Origin of the sequence: Bradyrhizobium japonicum USDA 6 (assembly GCF_000284375.1) — a bacterium.
Lineage (GTDB): Bacteria > Pseudomonadota > Alphaproteobacteria > Rhizobiales > Xanthobacteraceae > Bradyrhizobium > Bradyrhizobium japonicum.
The window spans coordinates 1,915,639-1,928,587 of the sequence record NC_017249.1; the positions used below are offsets into that span (position 1 = coordinate 1,915,639).

A 12,949-nucleotide genomic window follows, 5' to 3' on the forward strand; every position below is an offset into this window, starting at 1 on the left:
TGTCGTCCCGGCGAAGGCCGGGACCCATAACCACAGGCGGTTCTAGTGGATGGAGGGCGGAGCAACAAGCATCGCGCGATACGGAGAAATCACGCGGTAGGGGTCCCGGATCGGCGCTGCGCTCGTCCGGGATGACAGCGGAGGGCGAGGCGAGCCTTACGCCTCTCCGACCGTGTCGAACATCGCCGCGTCCATCGCCTGCGCGGTGGTCTTGCCGGCCCACACCACGAACTGGAACGCGGGAAAGTAGCGCTCGCAGGCATGGATGGCGCCGGCGAGCATGGCTTCGCATTGCGCGGTCGAGGCGGTGAGCCCGCCCGGCAGCACCAGCGCCTGGCGGTGCATGATCATGCCGGTGTTGGTCCACAGATCGAAATGGCCGACCCACAACTGCTCATTGACCGCGGCGACCAGCCGTTGCACTTCGCTCCGCCGCGCAACCGGAATCTTCATGTCGAAGGCGCAGGCCAGATGCAGCGCCTCGATCTCGCCCATCCAGGTGAAGGAGATCTGATAATCGGTCCATTGTCCCTTGGAGACAATCGTGAGCTCGTCTTCGCCGGAGCGTTCGAACGGCCAGTTGTTGCTGGCAGCGATGTCCTCGACCACCGCGAGCGGGTGATTTCTGGAATCGATAGTGCCTTCGAGCAGGGACATTCCGTCTCGACCTCTTGCCTTCTTGTTGTCTTTGATACGCACGCGGTCGCCCCGGCGCGCTCCCTCAACGTCGCTGTCGCGATCCCCTCGGATCAGCGCGAGCCTGTCGCGGATCAAGTGATGTGATTTGCGGAATCTGCGCAACTGGCTGCCGAGTCCGTCCACAAGCCAGGACTCGTTCGTCCACAGCTCATCTCCGCCACAATTCTTAACGAATGAGAACAAATCGGAATCGGATTCGCCGATGGCGTGCCAATCGTGAATTCCGCCGGGCGAGGCCACACCCGTCATGCTGGCATGGGACCATGCGGTTTTTCATGCGGAACGCGCTTGCTGCGGCCGCCGGGCGGCGTCATATTTCCGGTCAGGCCGTTCATCCCGGGCGGCCGATGTTCTCAGGGCGGGGTGAAAGTCCCCACCGGCGGTAAGGGTCGCAAGGCCCAAGCCCGCGAGCGCCTTCCCCCAGGAATCTTCCTGAAAAGGAATTTTGCCGAAGGGAAGGGTCAGCAGATTCGGTGCAACTCCGAAGCCGACGGTTAAAGTCCGGATGAAAGAGAACGGTCGGTGGCAGACGCATCGCGAGGTGCGGCTGCTTGTCGTTCCGTATGCCCTGATTCTGGTCCTTTGAAGGAAAGCCATGAATCAGATGTTGCAAGACCCCCAAACCGAAACTTCCGAAGTCACCCAACCGCCGGTTCCGCAGGATCCGGCACCCGAGCATCCGCGCTTCGCGAAACCGCAGCGGGTGGCCTTCGTGCAGGCCTGCTGGCACCGCGACGTGGTCGAGGAGGCCCGCATCGCCTTCGTGAAGGAGGCGGCTGCACGTCACCTCAATCATGTCGACGTGTTCGAGGTGCCGGGCTCGTTCGAGATCCCGCTGCATGCGCAGATCCTCGCCAAGACGCGGCGCTACACCGCGATCGTCGCGGCGGGCCTCGTCGTCGACGGCGGCATCTACCGCCACGAGTTCGTCGCCGACACCGTGATCAAGGCGCTGATGGACGTGCAGCTGCGCACCGAGGTGCCGGTGTTCTCCGCGGTGCTGACGCCGCAGCAATTCCACGAGACCGAGGTGCACTACGATTTCTTCCGCAGGCATTTTGCGATCAAGGGCGTCGAGGTCGCGGAAGCCTGCGCCAACACGCTGCTCGGGCTTGAGCGTCTGCGCGGCCAGGTCGCGGCGGGCATCGTGTAGCCGTCCGCTCACACGCCGCTGATTGTCAATCCCGTCGCCGTCCCTATAAAGTCGGCGGCGGGAGGAGGCCGTGCCGTGGAGACGGGGCGGCCGACAAGATCATGTTCGAAGGACACGATCCCTATCTCGTCGCGCTCTCTGTGGCGATCGCGAGTCTGGGTGGCTATACCGGCTTTGCGCTTGCTGCTCGCATCCGCAACACGCCCGGCGTCAGCAACCGCGTTCTGCTCGCGGGTGCGGCGGCGTTCCTGGCCGTCGGCATCTGGACCATGCATTTCGTCGGCATGCTGGCCGCGCCGCTCCCGCCCGACACCGTCTATCTCGTCCTGCCCACCATCATCTCGTTCCTGATCTGCGCGCTGGTGGTCGGCATCTCCTTGTTCTTTGTCTCGATCGGCGAGCCATCCCTGAAGCGGGTGGCGTCGTCGGCCGTTTTGCTCGGCGTCGGCATCGCCAGCATGCATTATGTCGGCATCCACGGCCTCGCCGGTCATTTCGGTATCGTCCACGACCGGACCATGGTGCTGCTCTCGGTCGTGGTCGCGATCGTCACCGCCTATGGTGGCCTGCGCGCCTTCCTGGCGCAGCAGGAAGGCATCCGGCTGATCGTCAGTTCGGTTGCGTTCGGCATCGCTGTCTCCGGCATGCATTACACGGCCATGCTGGGCATGCATTTCGAGCCGCTGACCGGCGCGGCGCATCACCATGCCGCCGGCGGTCTTGCCGCGTCGCAGCAAATCCTGTCGATCGTCGTTGCGGTGCTGTGCTTCGTCATCGCAGCCGGCTTCCTGCTGTCGCTGGTTCCCGATCAACGGCGTCAGACGTCGAACTCGGTTGCTGCCGAACCGGCTGCTTCGCCGGTCGCAGCCGCCGCCATCGAACTGATCGCTGCGCCGGCCACAGCTCCGCGCCCGGTGGCCCCGCTCGGCGGTCTCGGCCAGCCGCCCCGCGCGCCGGTTCCGCGGTTGCCGGTCGAGAGCGCCGACGGCACGCACTTCATCGAGACAGCCAATGTCCGCAGCGTGCGGGCGGATGCGCATTACACCCGTGTCCATGACGGCACCCGCGAGCGAATGTGCCCCTGGTCGATCTCGGAGGCCGAGGCCCAGCTCGATCCCTCGCTGTTCCTGCGGGTGCACCGCAGCCATATCGTCGCGATCCCCCATGTCGCGCTGGTCCGGAGAGAGGGGGATGGCGCCGTGCTCGAACTCGACGGCCCGTCGCCGCACCGGGTCCCGGTCAGCCGGGCCAAGATAGCCGAGGTGAAGGCGCGGCTGGGGCTGGCGAACCGGCGGCAGGCGTAGGACTCAAACCACACGGGAAGTGCTCGCCCTTACCCTCCCCTGGAGGGGGAAGAGCCGCGCCATACGTCCCCACCCCTGACGCAATTCGTGCGTCCAGGGCCGCAACTCGTGCGAAATCCGCTGTTCCGTGCCCCAACGATTGCGGGCCGCCCCGCCGGGAGTGACCGTCCCCCAACGTCCGCGCCGTCACGCGCAAAGGACGACGAGGAGGAGATGATGATCCCAGGCTCATTCAGCTATCACCGGCCGGCGAGTGTCGCCGATGCCGTCAAGCTATTGTCGGACCTCGGCGAGGATGCCCGGCCGCTGGCCGGCGGGCATAGCCTGGTGCCGATGATGAAGCTTCGGCTCGCCACCCCGCCCATCTGATCGACCTGCACGGCATCGCCGCCCTCAAGGGCATCAGCCGCGACGGCAACAATCTGGTCATCGGTGCGATGACCACCCAGCACGAGTTGCTGGCCTCGGACGACGTCGCCAAGTCGATGCCGATCCTGCATGAAGCGGCGCTGCTGATCGCCGACCCGCAGGTGCGCTACCGCGGCACGATCGGCGGCAATGTTGCCAATGGCGATCCCGGCAATGACATGCCGGCGCTGATGATGACCTTGGGGGCAACCTATCGCCTCGAAGGCCCAGGTGGCTCCCGCGACGTCGCGGCGGTCGATTTCTACCAGGGTGCCTATTTCACCGCGCTCGAGCCCGGCGAAATTCTCACCTCGGTGTCGGTTCCGGTACCGGCGGCTGGCCACGGCTTCGCCTACGAAAAGCTCAAGCGAAAGGTCGGGGATTACGCGACCGCCGCTGCCGCCGTCGTCCTCACCATGTCCAGCGGCAAGGTTGCGACCTGTACGATCGGGCTGACCAACGTCCACGAGACGCCGCTGCTCGCCGCTGATGCCGCCAAGGCCGTGATCGGCACCAGCCTTGATGCAGCCGCGCTCAAGAAGGCGGCTGCCGCCGCCGAAGCGATCATGGCGCCAGCCGCGGATGCCCGCGGCCCGGTCGAATACCGAAAACATGTCGGCGGCATCATGGTGACGCGCGCGCTGCAGCGCGCCGCCGCTGTCGCGAAGTAAGGGAGGGGATCGATGGCTAAAACACACGTCACCATGAAGGTGAACGGCGCCGAGGTCGAAGGCCTCGTCGAGCCGCGCACGCTGCTCGTGCATTTCATCCGCGAGAATCTGCAGATGACCGGCACCCATATCGGTTGCGAGACCACGCATTGCGGCGCCTGCACCGTCGACATCGACGGCATGTCGGTGAAATCCTGCACCATGTTCGCGGTGCAAGCCCAGGGCAGCGACATCACCACGGTCGAAGGCATGGCCAACGCCGACGGCACGCTGTCGGCCTTGCAGGAAGGTTTCCGCATGATGCACGGCCTGCAATGTGGCTTCTGCACGCCCGGCATGATTGTCCGCGCGCATCGGCTGCTGAAGGAAAATCCCTCGCCGAGCGAGCAGGAAATCCGCATGGGCATCTCCGGCAACATCTGCCGCTGCACCGGCTACCAGAACATCGTCAAAGCCATTCAATACGCCGCCGCAAAAATCAACGGCGTGGAATTCCAGGAGGCCGCAGAATGAACGACCTCACTCCCACGCGGGAACAACGTACCGCCGCACTCGAAGGCATGGGCTGCAAGCGCAAGCGCGTCGAGGACATCCGCTTCACCCAGGGCAAGGGCAATTACGTCGACGACGTCAAGCTGCCCGGCATGCTGCATGGCGACTTCGTCCGCTCGCCGCATCCGCATGCGCGCGTCAAGAAGATCGACGACAGCGAGGCGCTGAAGGTGCCGGGCGTGCTCGCGGTCATCACTGCGGAGACGCTGAAGACGGTGAATCTCGCCTGGATGCCGACGCTCGCCGGCGACGTGCAGATGGTGCTGGCCGACGGAAAAGTGCTGTTCCAGAACCAGGAGGTCGCCTTCGTCGTCGCCACCGACCGCTATGCCGCCGATGACGGCATCAACAAGGTGATCGTCGAATACGAGCCGTTGCCGCCGCTGGTCGATCCCTTCAAGTCGATGGACAAGGATGCGCCGGTGTTGCGCGAGGACCTCGTTGGCAAGATGTCCGGCGCGCATGGCCCGCGCAAGCACGACAACCACATCTTCGAGTGGACCGTCGGCGACAAGGAGCTGACCGACGCCGCCTTCAACAAGGCCGAGGTCAAGATCAAGGAGATGATCTCCTATCACCGCACCCATCCGTCGCCGCTGGAAACCTGCCAGTGCGTCTGCTCCTTCGACAAGATCAAGGGCGAGCTGACGATCTACGGCACCTTCCAGGCCCCGCACGTGATCCGCACGGTGGTGGCACTGATCGCCAAGCTGCCGGAGCACAAGATCCACGTCATCGCCCCCGATATCGGCGGCGGCTTCGGCAACAAGGTCGGCGCCTATCCCGGTTATATCTGTGCGGCGGTGGCCTCCATCGTCACCGGCAAGCCGGTGAAATGGGTCGAGGACCGCATCGAGAACCTCACCGCGACCTCGTTCGCGCGCGACTATCACATGACCACCGAGATCGCCGCGACCAAGGACGGCAAGGTCACGGGCCTGCGCGTGCACGTGCTCGCTGATCACGGCGCGTTCGACGCCTGCGCCGATCCGTCGAAATGGCCGGCCGGCTTCTTCAACATCGTCACGGGATCCTATGACTTCCCGACCGCGCATCTGGCGGTCGATGGCGTCTACACCAACAAGGCGCCCGGCGGCGTCGCCTACCGCTGCTCTTTCCGCGTCACGGAGGCCGCCTACTGCATCGAGCGCGCCATGGATATTCTGGCGCAGAAGCTCAACATGGACCCCGCTGAACTCCGGCTGAAGAACTTCATCAAGCCGGAGCAGTTCCCCTATCATTCGGCGCTCGGCTGGGAATACGACTCCGGCGACTACCACACCGCCATGCGCAAGATGATGGAGACGACCGGCTATGCCGCGCTCCGGAAAGAGCAGGCGGAGAAGCGTGCCGCGTTCGCGCGGGGCGAGACCCGCGAGATCATGGGGCTCGGTATCTCCTTCTTCACCGAGATCGTCGGTGCTGGCCCGTCGAAGAACTGCGACATCCTCGGCATCGCGATGTTCGACTCCTGCGAGATCCGCATGCACCCGACCGGTGCGGGCATCGCGCGCATGGGTACCAAGAGCCAGGGCCAGGGTCACGAGACCACCTGGGCCCAGATCATCGCCACCGAGATCGGCATTCCCGCCGACAACATCATGGTGGAGGAGGGCAACACCGACACCGCGCCTTACGGGCTCGGCACCTACGGTTCGCGCTCCACACCGGTGGCGGGCGCCGCGATTGCAATGGCCGCGCGAAAGATCAAGGCCAAGGCGCAGATGATCGCGGCCTACAAGCTCGAGGTCCATGAGGACGATCTCGAATTCGACATCGACGGCTTCCGGGTGAAGGGCCTGCCGGAGAAGTTCATGTCGATGAAGGACATCTGCTGGGCGGCGTACAATTCCGTGCCGCCAGGCATGGAGCCGGGGCTGGAGGCGGTCAGCTATTACGATCCGCCCAACATGACCTATCCGTTCGGCGCCTATCTCTGCGTGATGGACATCGACGTCGATACCGGCGTGTACAAGGTCCGGCGCTTCTATGCGCTCGACGATTGCGGCACCCGCATCAACCCGATGATCATCGAGGGCCAGGTGCATGGCGGCCTCACCGAAGCCTTCGCCATCGCGATGGGCCAGGAGATTCGCTACGACGAGGTCGGCAATGTCGTCACCGGCTCGTTCATGGACTTCTTCATGCCGACCGCGGTGGAGACTCCGCATTGGGAAACCGACTTCACCGTCACCCCGTCGCCGCATCACCCGATCGGCGCCAAGGGCGTCGGCGAAAGCCCGAATGTCGGCGGCGTGCCGGCCTTCTCCAACGCCGTCAACGACGCGTTCTCGTTCCTGGGCTCCACACACATCCAGATGCCGCACGATTTCTGGCGCAACTGGAAGGCGGCGAAGGATCTGGGCGCGGTGGCGTAGTGTTGTCGTCATTGCGAGGAGTGAAGCGACGAAGCAATCCAGACTGTTTCCGCGGGGCCATTTCTGGATTGCTTCGCTTCGTTCGCAATGACGGGAGAGCATAAGCATGAAAGGCCGTGACGAAATCGCTCAAGCGCTGGCCGTATCGGGTTATATCGCCGATGCGGACCTCGCGACTGCGATCTCGCTGATGCAATTGTTGCGGCGTCCGCTGCTGCTCGAAGGCGAAGCGGGCGTCGGCAAGACGGAAGTGGCGAAAGCGCTCGAAAAAGTGCACGCGACGGAGCTGATCCGTCTGCAATGCTACGAAGGCCTCGACCAGTCCTCCGCGCTCTACGAATGGAACTACCAGCGCCAGTTGCTGGCGATCCAGGCCCATCGTGGCAGCGACAGCATCGAGGATCAGGTCTTCTCGGAAAAATACCTGCTGGAGCGTCCGCTGCTTGCAGCGATCCGCCGCGCACAGGCGCCGGTGCTGCTGATCGATGAGATCGACCGCGCCGACGACGAGTTCGAGGCCTTCCTGCTGGAGCTGCTGTCGGACTTCCAGGTCTCGATCCCCGAGCTCGGCACGATCTCGGCCGTTACGATCCCGCATGTCGTGCTGACCTCGAATGGCACGCGCGAGCTGTCCGACGCGTTGCGCCGGCGCTGCCTCTATCACTATGTCGACTATCCCGACGTCGACCGCGAGAGCCGCATCATCCTGGCGCGCGTCACGGGCGCCAGCCCGTCGCTGTCGCTCCAGATCGCGCGCATGGTCGAGGGTGTGCGCAAGGAGGAGCTGCGAAAAGTCCCGGGCGTGGCGGAGACGCTGGATTGGGCGGCAGCCCTCGTCGGCCTCGACGTAACCAATCTTCACGACGCGCCCGAGACTGTGCATGAGACGCTCGTCTGCCTGTTGAAGACTCACGAAGACCGCGCCCGCGTCACGCCAGAGGTGACGCAGCGCCTGCTGGGGAAGGTCGCATGAGTTGCTGTGGTTCCAGCCCCGGATATGACGACCTCCATGAGGTCTCCCGCCTCGTCTCCGCAAGGCTGGCCGCCTTCTTGCGCACGCTGCGCGAGGCCGGCTTCCGCGTCGGGCTCGCCGAGGGGCAGGATGCTGCGACGCTGATGTCATCGGGCTATGCGGCGCGACCGGGCCTGCTGCGCGCGGCGTTCAAGCACCTGTTCTCGGCACGCAAATCCGACTGGGACAAGTTCGACGGTCTGTTCGACACGTTCTGGCTGGGCAAGCGCGTGCGCTCGCGTACCCGCACGATTGGATCAACAGCGGGCGCCAGCAATCCCTCGCTGAAGAGCTTGCAGGATGCCGCGGCGGAGCAGGGCAGTCACCAGTCCGCCGTCGACCAGCTTCCGTCCTCCGACGACGCGCCGGAAGGCCGCTCCGGCGAGGGCCGCATGGAAGGCGCTTCGCGCGCGGACAATCTTGCCGAGGTCGATTTCAGGAAACTGAGCGATCCCGATCAGGTCGCGCAGGCCCATGAGGCCGCAGCAGCGCTCGCGAAAGCGATGCGCACACGCCTGACCCGGCGCGATCTGGCGCGCCGGCGCGGCTACCGGCTTGATCTCCGCCGCACCATTCATCGTAACATCAGCCATGGCGGCGTTCCTATCAGCCTGGTGAAACGCCAGCGCAAGGACAAGCCGTTGCGGCTGGTCGTGCTGCTCGATGCCTCTGGCTCGATGAGCATGTACACCGCCGTGTTCCTGCGCTTCATCCACGGTGTGCTCGACCAGTTCCGCGAGGCCGAGGCGTTCCTGTTCCACACGCGCCTCGCCTACGTCTCCGACGCGATGAAGGAGAAGGACGCCGGCCGCGCGCTCGACCGGCTCTCGATCATGGCGCAAGGCGCGGGTGGCGGCACCAGGATCGGCGAGAGCCTGCAGACCTTCAACCGCTGGCACGCCGCACGGGTGATCCATTCCCGCAGCTGCGTGATGATCGTGTCCGACGGCTACGAGACCGGGGATGCCGCATTGCTCGGCCGCGAGATGGCGGCGTTGCACCGGCGCTGTCGCCGCATCGTCTGGCTCAACCCGATGATGGCGTGGGAAGGCTACACGCCCGAAGCGCGGGGCATAAGAGCTGCGTTGCCGCATGTCGATCTCTACGCGCCCGCCAATTCGCTGCAAAGCCTGCGCGCGCTCGAACCCTATCTGGCGAAGCTTTGAGGAGGCTTCCGATGACCGCTCATGTCGAAGTACTCGATCTCGTTGCGCAGATGAAGGCGGCCGAGCGCGCCTTCGTGCTCGCGACGGTGGTGCGCACGGTGTCGGTGACCGCGGCGAAGGCTGGCGCCAAGGCGATCATCGCCGCCGACGGCACCATCGTCGCGGGCTGGATCGGCGGGGGCTGCGCCAAGGGCGCGGTGCTGAAGGCGGCGCGCGAGGCGCTCGCCGATGGCGAGCCGCGCATGGTTTCGGTGCAGCCGGAGAACCTGCTGGCCGAGCTCGGCGTCAGCGCGGGCGAGAGCCGCGACGGCATTCGCTTCGCCAGCAACATGTGCCCGAGCAAGGGCACGATGGACATCTTCGTCGAGCCGGTGCTGCCGCATCCCTCGCTCGTCATTCTCGGTGCGAGCCCGGTGGCGCTGTCACTTGCGGCGCAAGCGCGCGTGCTCGGCTATCACGTTACCCTCGCTGCGCCCGCTGCCGATCGCACGGCGCAGCCGGATGCAGACGCGATTATCGACGGTTACCAGCTCGGTGAGCTCAACGACGCCAAGCGCTTCGTCGTGGTCTCGACGCAGGGCAAGGGCGACGAAGTGGCGTTGCGCGCGGCAGTCGCAACCAAAGCCGACTACCACGCCTTCGTCGGCAGCCGCCGCAAGATGGCTTCGCTCCGGGCAAAACTGATCGCGGAAGGCGCCAGTAGCGCCGCGATCGACGATTTCAAGGCGCCGGCCGGGCTCGATCTCGGCGCCATCACGCCGGAGGAGATCGCAATGTCGATCCTCGCCGAGATCACCAGGGAACGCCGGCGTGGCCAGCGCGCGGCCAATCAAGCAGCAAGCAGAGAGTGAGACACCGATCATGCAGATGAACGACAGCCAGCGCATCCCCGCCTCGCGCGAACAGGTGTGGGCGGCGCTGAACGATCCCGCTGTGCTGAAGCAGTGCATCCCCGGCTGCCAGTCGCTCGAGGTGACCGCGCCGAACGAGATGACGGCGACCGTGGTCTTCAAGGTCGGCCCGGTGAAGGCGACGTTCAGCGGCAAGGTGACGCTGTCCGATTTCGATCCGCCCAACAGTTACCGTATCTCAGGCGAGGGCTCCGGCGGCGTCGCCGGCTTCGCCAAGGGCGGCGCGGTGGTGCGGCTGGAATCCGAGAGTGCCGACGTGACGGTGTTGCATTACGAGGTCGATGCGCAGATCGGCGGCAAGCTCGCGCAGTTGGGAGCGCGGCTGATCAATTCGACCGCGACGAAGCTGGCGGGGGAGTTCTTCAAGTCATTTGCCGACGTGGTGAGCGCGAAGGCCGAGGCAAACTAGCTGCCGTAGGGTGGGCAAAGCGACTTGTCCGCCGTAGCTCGAAGAGCGAAGGCGGAAGCGTGCCCACCGTCTTCATCGCTACAACATAAGGTGGGTACGGCGCTTTGCGCCTTTGCCCCACCCTACGATAGTTGCGCAAGCCGCCATTACCCCAACGACACCCCCGCCTTGGCCCGGCTGATCCCCAGGGTCAGGATGCGTTGCAGGAGATCCGGATATTTGAGCCCGGCATGTTGGGCCGCCGTGGCGAACTCCTGGCTCTTGGCGATCTCGGGGTTGGGATTGGCTTCGATGAAATACGGCGTGCCGTCGGCGGCGAGACGAAAATCGATGCGCGCGTAGCCGTCGAGGCCGAGTGCCCGGTAGATGCGTTTCGCGGCGCGCTGGATGCGCGCGGTGACTTCCGGCGCGAGGTCCTTCGCCGGCCCGTCGACGATGCCGAGCTTCTCCTGATAGTCGGTGTCGTGCTTGGCCTTCTCCGTGGCGATGTGCCGTGATCTGCGCCCGCCCATACTGCCGAATTTCAGTTCCCAAACCGGCAGGACGCGCAGCCGGTTGTTGCCGAGCACGCCGACATAAAGCTCGCGCCCCTCGATGAACTGCTCGGCGATGGCGGCGGATTCGACCCGCTCGTGGATGAAGGCGACGCGTTCCGCGAGCTTCTCGTCGGTGTCGACGATCGAGGCCTGCGAGATGCCGAAGGACCCGTCCATGTTCAGGCTCTTGACGATCAGCGGCAGCGCAAGGCGCGTCGGGCGTTTCACCTTGCGGCGCATCGGGAAGACGGCGAAGGCCGGCGCCGCGATCCGGCGGTGATGCACCAGCGTCTTGGACAAATCCTTGCCGCGCGCCAGGATCAGGCCGCGCGGATTGCACCCGGTATAGGGGACCTTCATCAGCTCGAGGTAGCTGGCGATGTGCTGGTCGTAGGCGACGTTGTTGTGGAATTCCTCCAGCAACGTGAAGACCACGTGCGGCTTGAACTCCTCGATCGCCTCGCGCACCGGCTTGATTTCATCCTGCGCGCCGAGGGCGCGAACCTCGTGGCCGGCCGCGCGCAAGGTGCTCACCACGTCGTATTCCGTTTTCCACGCGTTGATTTCCTGCGCGGTGTATCCGTCGCTTGAGTCCGGAGGCATGAAGTCCGGATGCATCAGGACCAGAATGCGCGAGCGTCTCATAGCGCGATCCATTTGCGCCGAGACGGGCCAAACAGCGCGTGCATCGTCTTGGCGGTCACGAGGACGGTGAAATCGAGAACGAGCTTCTGTTCGGGGCCGACGGCGCGCAGGTCGAGCTCACGGCAGCGGGAGATCATGTCATCGAGCACGGCATCGAGCGTGAGCTGGTTCTCGCCCGTCCACCGCGCGACCAGTTGCCTGATCTGGGCGCGGTGGCGCCTGATCAGGGCCGAAGCCGGCTTTGAGCGGTGATGCCGTGGATCGGCTGAAAACAGCCTGGAGAGGTCGCGGTCGTAGGTCTTCGGCGGCGTGAAGGCGTAGAACTCCTGCTTCTTCTTGTAATGGTCTTCGAGCGTCTGGCTGAGCCGGCCCAGCGTATCGACACGCTCTCGGGTCGTGATCAGCGGCCGCTTTCCCGCGATCTCGCTCATCAGCTCGTCGACATATTCGAGCTTCTTCAGTGCGGGCCAGCCGGCGTATCGCGTCCGCCAGTTCGAGCGCGGCCGCAGCCACACCGCAAAGGTCTCGGCGAAATCTTCATCCGGATGGCTCTGCGCGTACCACAGCCGGAGATGCTGGACGTAGCGCCTGCTGGCAGGATTGGGCCGGTAGTAGCGCGGGTAGTGTTTCGACGACGGGCCGAACAGCTGCTGCCAGCGCCGGCGGCGCTGCAGCTGATAGCCGTGCTGCATGGCATGGCCGGCCTCGTGGCGGAGGATGGCCATGCACTCGCGCCAGGTCCCGCCCTCGACGTCGAACATCATCCTCTTCTCGAGCTTCATCAGACGGGGATGAGCGAGATAGAATGGAATGGCGATGCCCGGCACATCGCCCGGACTGAACCATTCGCTCGAGATCCATGTGTGCGGCCGCAGCCGGATGCCCCGCTCCTCGAGCTCCTCATGGAGCGTGCTGACGCAGTCCTCGAGCCAGGTGCCTTTGACCGTAACCCTCAGGCTGGAGAGGCGCTGCTTGAGCAACTCGTCATCCGACAGCTTCTCCCAGGCAAATTTCCGGCGCGGCATCAGGAATCCAGGGGGCAGAGATGGTTCGGTATCCGGATGATGTCATGGGCGGCAGCCGGCAACAACCCGTGGGGTCTGTG

The 12,949-nt window shown here is 64.9% G+C and carries 11 protein-coding genes, 1 pseudogene and 1 riboswitch; of the genes and pseudogenes, 9 read left to right on the forward strand and 3 right to left on the reverse strand.

What is annotated here, in order from left to right; translation table 11 throughout:
- Window positions 1-156: 156 nt before the first annotated feature.
- The gene (locus BJ6T_RS08965; protein ID WP_028169834.1) at window positions 157-657 is read right to left on the reverse strand and encodes a type III secretion system chaperone family protein; all 501 of its coding nucleotides are present in this window, start codon (window positions 655-657) and stop codon (window positions 157-159) included.
- Window positions 658-1,044: 387 nt separating this feature from the next.
- Window positions 1,045-1,220: riboswitch (FMN riboswitch) on the forward strand.
- 74 nt (window positions 1,221-1,294) lie between these two features.
- Here BJ6T_RS08965 and BJ6T_RS08970 point away from each other — a divergent pair.
- From BJ6T_RS08970 to BJ6T_RS09010, 9 genes and pseudogenes are all read left to right on the forward strand, one after another.
- A complete protein-coding gene (locus BJ6T_RS08970; RefSeq protein WP_014491991.1) occupies window positions 1,295-1,852 on the forward strand; it encodes a 6,7-dimethyl-8-ribityllumazine synthase in 558 nt (185 codons plus the stop codon).
- 101 nt (window positions 1,853-1,953) lie between these two features.
- Window positions 1,954-3,156: an MHYT domain-containing protein gene (locus BJ6T_RS08975; protein ID WP_014491992.1), complete on the forward strand. Its 1,203-nt coding sequence runs from the start codon at window positions 1,954-1,956 to the stop codon at window positions 3,154-3,156.
- Between the two features lie 216 nt (window positions 3,157-3,372).
- Window positions 3,373-4,235: pseudogene (locus tag BJ6T_RS08980) on the forward strand (FAD binding domain-containing protein).
- 12 nt (window positions 4,236-4,247) lie between these two features.
- Complete coding sequence (locus BJ6T_RS08985) at window positions 4,248-4,748, forward strand: (2Fe-2S)-binding protein (RefSeq protein WP_014491995.1); 501 nt, start codon at window positions 4,248-4,250, stop codon at window positions 4,746-4,748.
- Entirely contained in the window at window positions 4,745-7,165 is a 2,421-nt protein-coding gene (locus BJ6T_RS08990; RefSeq protein ID WP_014491996.1) for an aerobic carbon-monoxide dehydrogenase large subunit, read from the forward strand. The genes BJ6T_RS08985 and BJ6T_RS08990 overlap by 4 nt, the downstream gene beginning before the upstream one ends.
- 106 nt (window positions 7,166-7,271) lie before the next feature.
- Window positions 7,272-8,138, forward strand: a complete 867-nt coding sequence (locus BJ6T_RS08995) for an AAA family ATPase (RefSeq protein ID WP_014491997.1) — start codon at window positions 7,272-7,274, stop codon at window positions 8,136-8,138.
- Window positions 8,135-9,343 (forward strand): vWA domain-containing protein, encoded by a 1,209-nt coding sequence (locus BJ6T_RS09000; RefSeq protein ID WP_014491998.1) that lies wholly within the window; start codon window positions 8,135-8,137, stop codon window positions 9,341-9,343. The genes BJ6T_RS08995 and BJ6T_RS09000 overlap by 4 nt, the downstream gene beginning before the upstream one ends.
- Window positions 9,344-9,354: 11 nt before the next feature.
- Complete coding sequence (locus tag BJ6T_RS09005) at window positions 9,355-10,194, forward strand: XdhC family protein (protein WP_014491999.1); 840 nt, start codon at window positions 9,355-9,357, stop codon at window positions 10,192-10,194.
- A gap of 10 nt (window positions 10,195-10,204) precedes the next feature.
- The gene (locus BJ6T_RS09010) at window positions 10,205-10,663 is read left to right on the forward strand and encodes an SRPBCC family protein (protein WP_014492000.1); all 459 of its coding nucleotides are present in this window, start codon (window positions 10,205-10,207) and stop codon (window positions 10,661-10,663) included.
- 146 nt (window positions 10,664-10,809) lie between these two features.
- Here BJ6T_RS09010 and BJ6T_RS09015 read toward each other — a convergent pair whose 3' ends face one another.
- Window positions 10,810-11,844 (reverse strand): D-alanine--D-alanine ligase family protein, encoded by a 1,035-nt coding sequence (locus tag BJ6T_RS09015; RefSeq protein ID WP_014492001.1) that lies wholly within the window; start codon window positions 11,842-11,844, stop codon window positions 10,810-10,812.
- On the reverse strand, window positions 11,841-12,869 hold the full coding sequence (locus BJ6T_RS09020) for a putative zinc-binding metallopeptidase (protein ID WP_014492002.1): 1,029 nt from the start codon (window positions 12,867-12,869) through the stop codon (window positions 11,841-11,843). The genes BJ6T_RS09015 and BJ6T_RS09020 overlap by 4 nt, the downstream gene beginning before the upstream one ends.
- Between the last annotated feature and the right edge of the window lie 80 nt (window positions 12,870-12,949).

Bases quoted from the DNA above. Each gene is read 5' to 3' on its own strand.
- BJ6T_RS08965 (WP_028169834.1), bottom strand. From the start codon at position 657: ATGTCCCTGCTCGAAGGCACTATCGATTCCAGAAATCACCCGCTCGCG.
- BJ6T_RS08970 (WP_014491991.1), top strand. From the start codon at position 1,295: ATGAATCAGATGTTGCAAGACCCCCAAACCGAAACTTCCGAAGTCACC.
- BJ6T_RS08975 (WP_014491992.1), top strand. From the start codon at position 1,954: ATGTTCGAAGGACACGATCCCTATCTCGTCGCGCTCTCTGTGGCGATC.
- BJ6T_RS08985 (WP_014491995.1), top strand. From the start codon at position 4,248: ATGGCTAAAACACACGTCACCATGAAGGTGAACGGCGCCGAGGTCGAA.
- BJ6T_RS08990 (WP_014491996.1), top strand. From the start codon at position 4,745: ATGAACGACCTCACTCCCACGCGGGAACAACGTACCGCCGCACTCGAA.
- BJ6T_RS08995 (WP_014491997.1), top strand. From the start codon at position 7,272: ATGAAAGGCCGTGACGAAATCGCTCAAGCGCTGGCCGTATCGGGTTAT.
- BJ6T_RS09000 (WP_014491998.1), top strand. From the start codon at position 8,135: ATGAGTTGCTGTGGTTCCAGCCCCGGATATGACGACCTCCATGAGGTC.
- BJ6T_RS09005 (WP_014491999.1), top strand. From the start codon at position 9,355: ATGACCGCTCATGTCGAAGTACTCGATCTCGTTGCGCAGATGAAGGCG.
- BJ6T_RS09010 (WP_014492000.1), top strand. From the start codon at position 10,205: ATGCAGATGAACGACAGCCAGCGCATCCCCGCCTCGCGCGAACAGGTG.
- BJ6T_RS09015 (WP_014492001.1), bottom strand. From the start codon at position 11,844: ATGAGACGCTCGCGCATTCTGGTCCTGATGCATCCGGACTTCATGCCT.
- BJ6T_RS09020 (WP_014492002.1), bottom strand. From the start codon at position 12,869: ATGCCGCGCCGGAAATTTGCCTGGGAGAAGCTGTCGGATGACGAGTTG.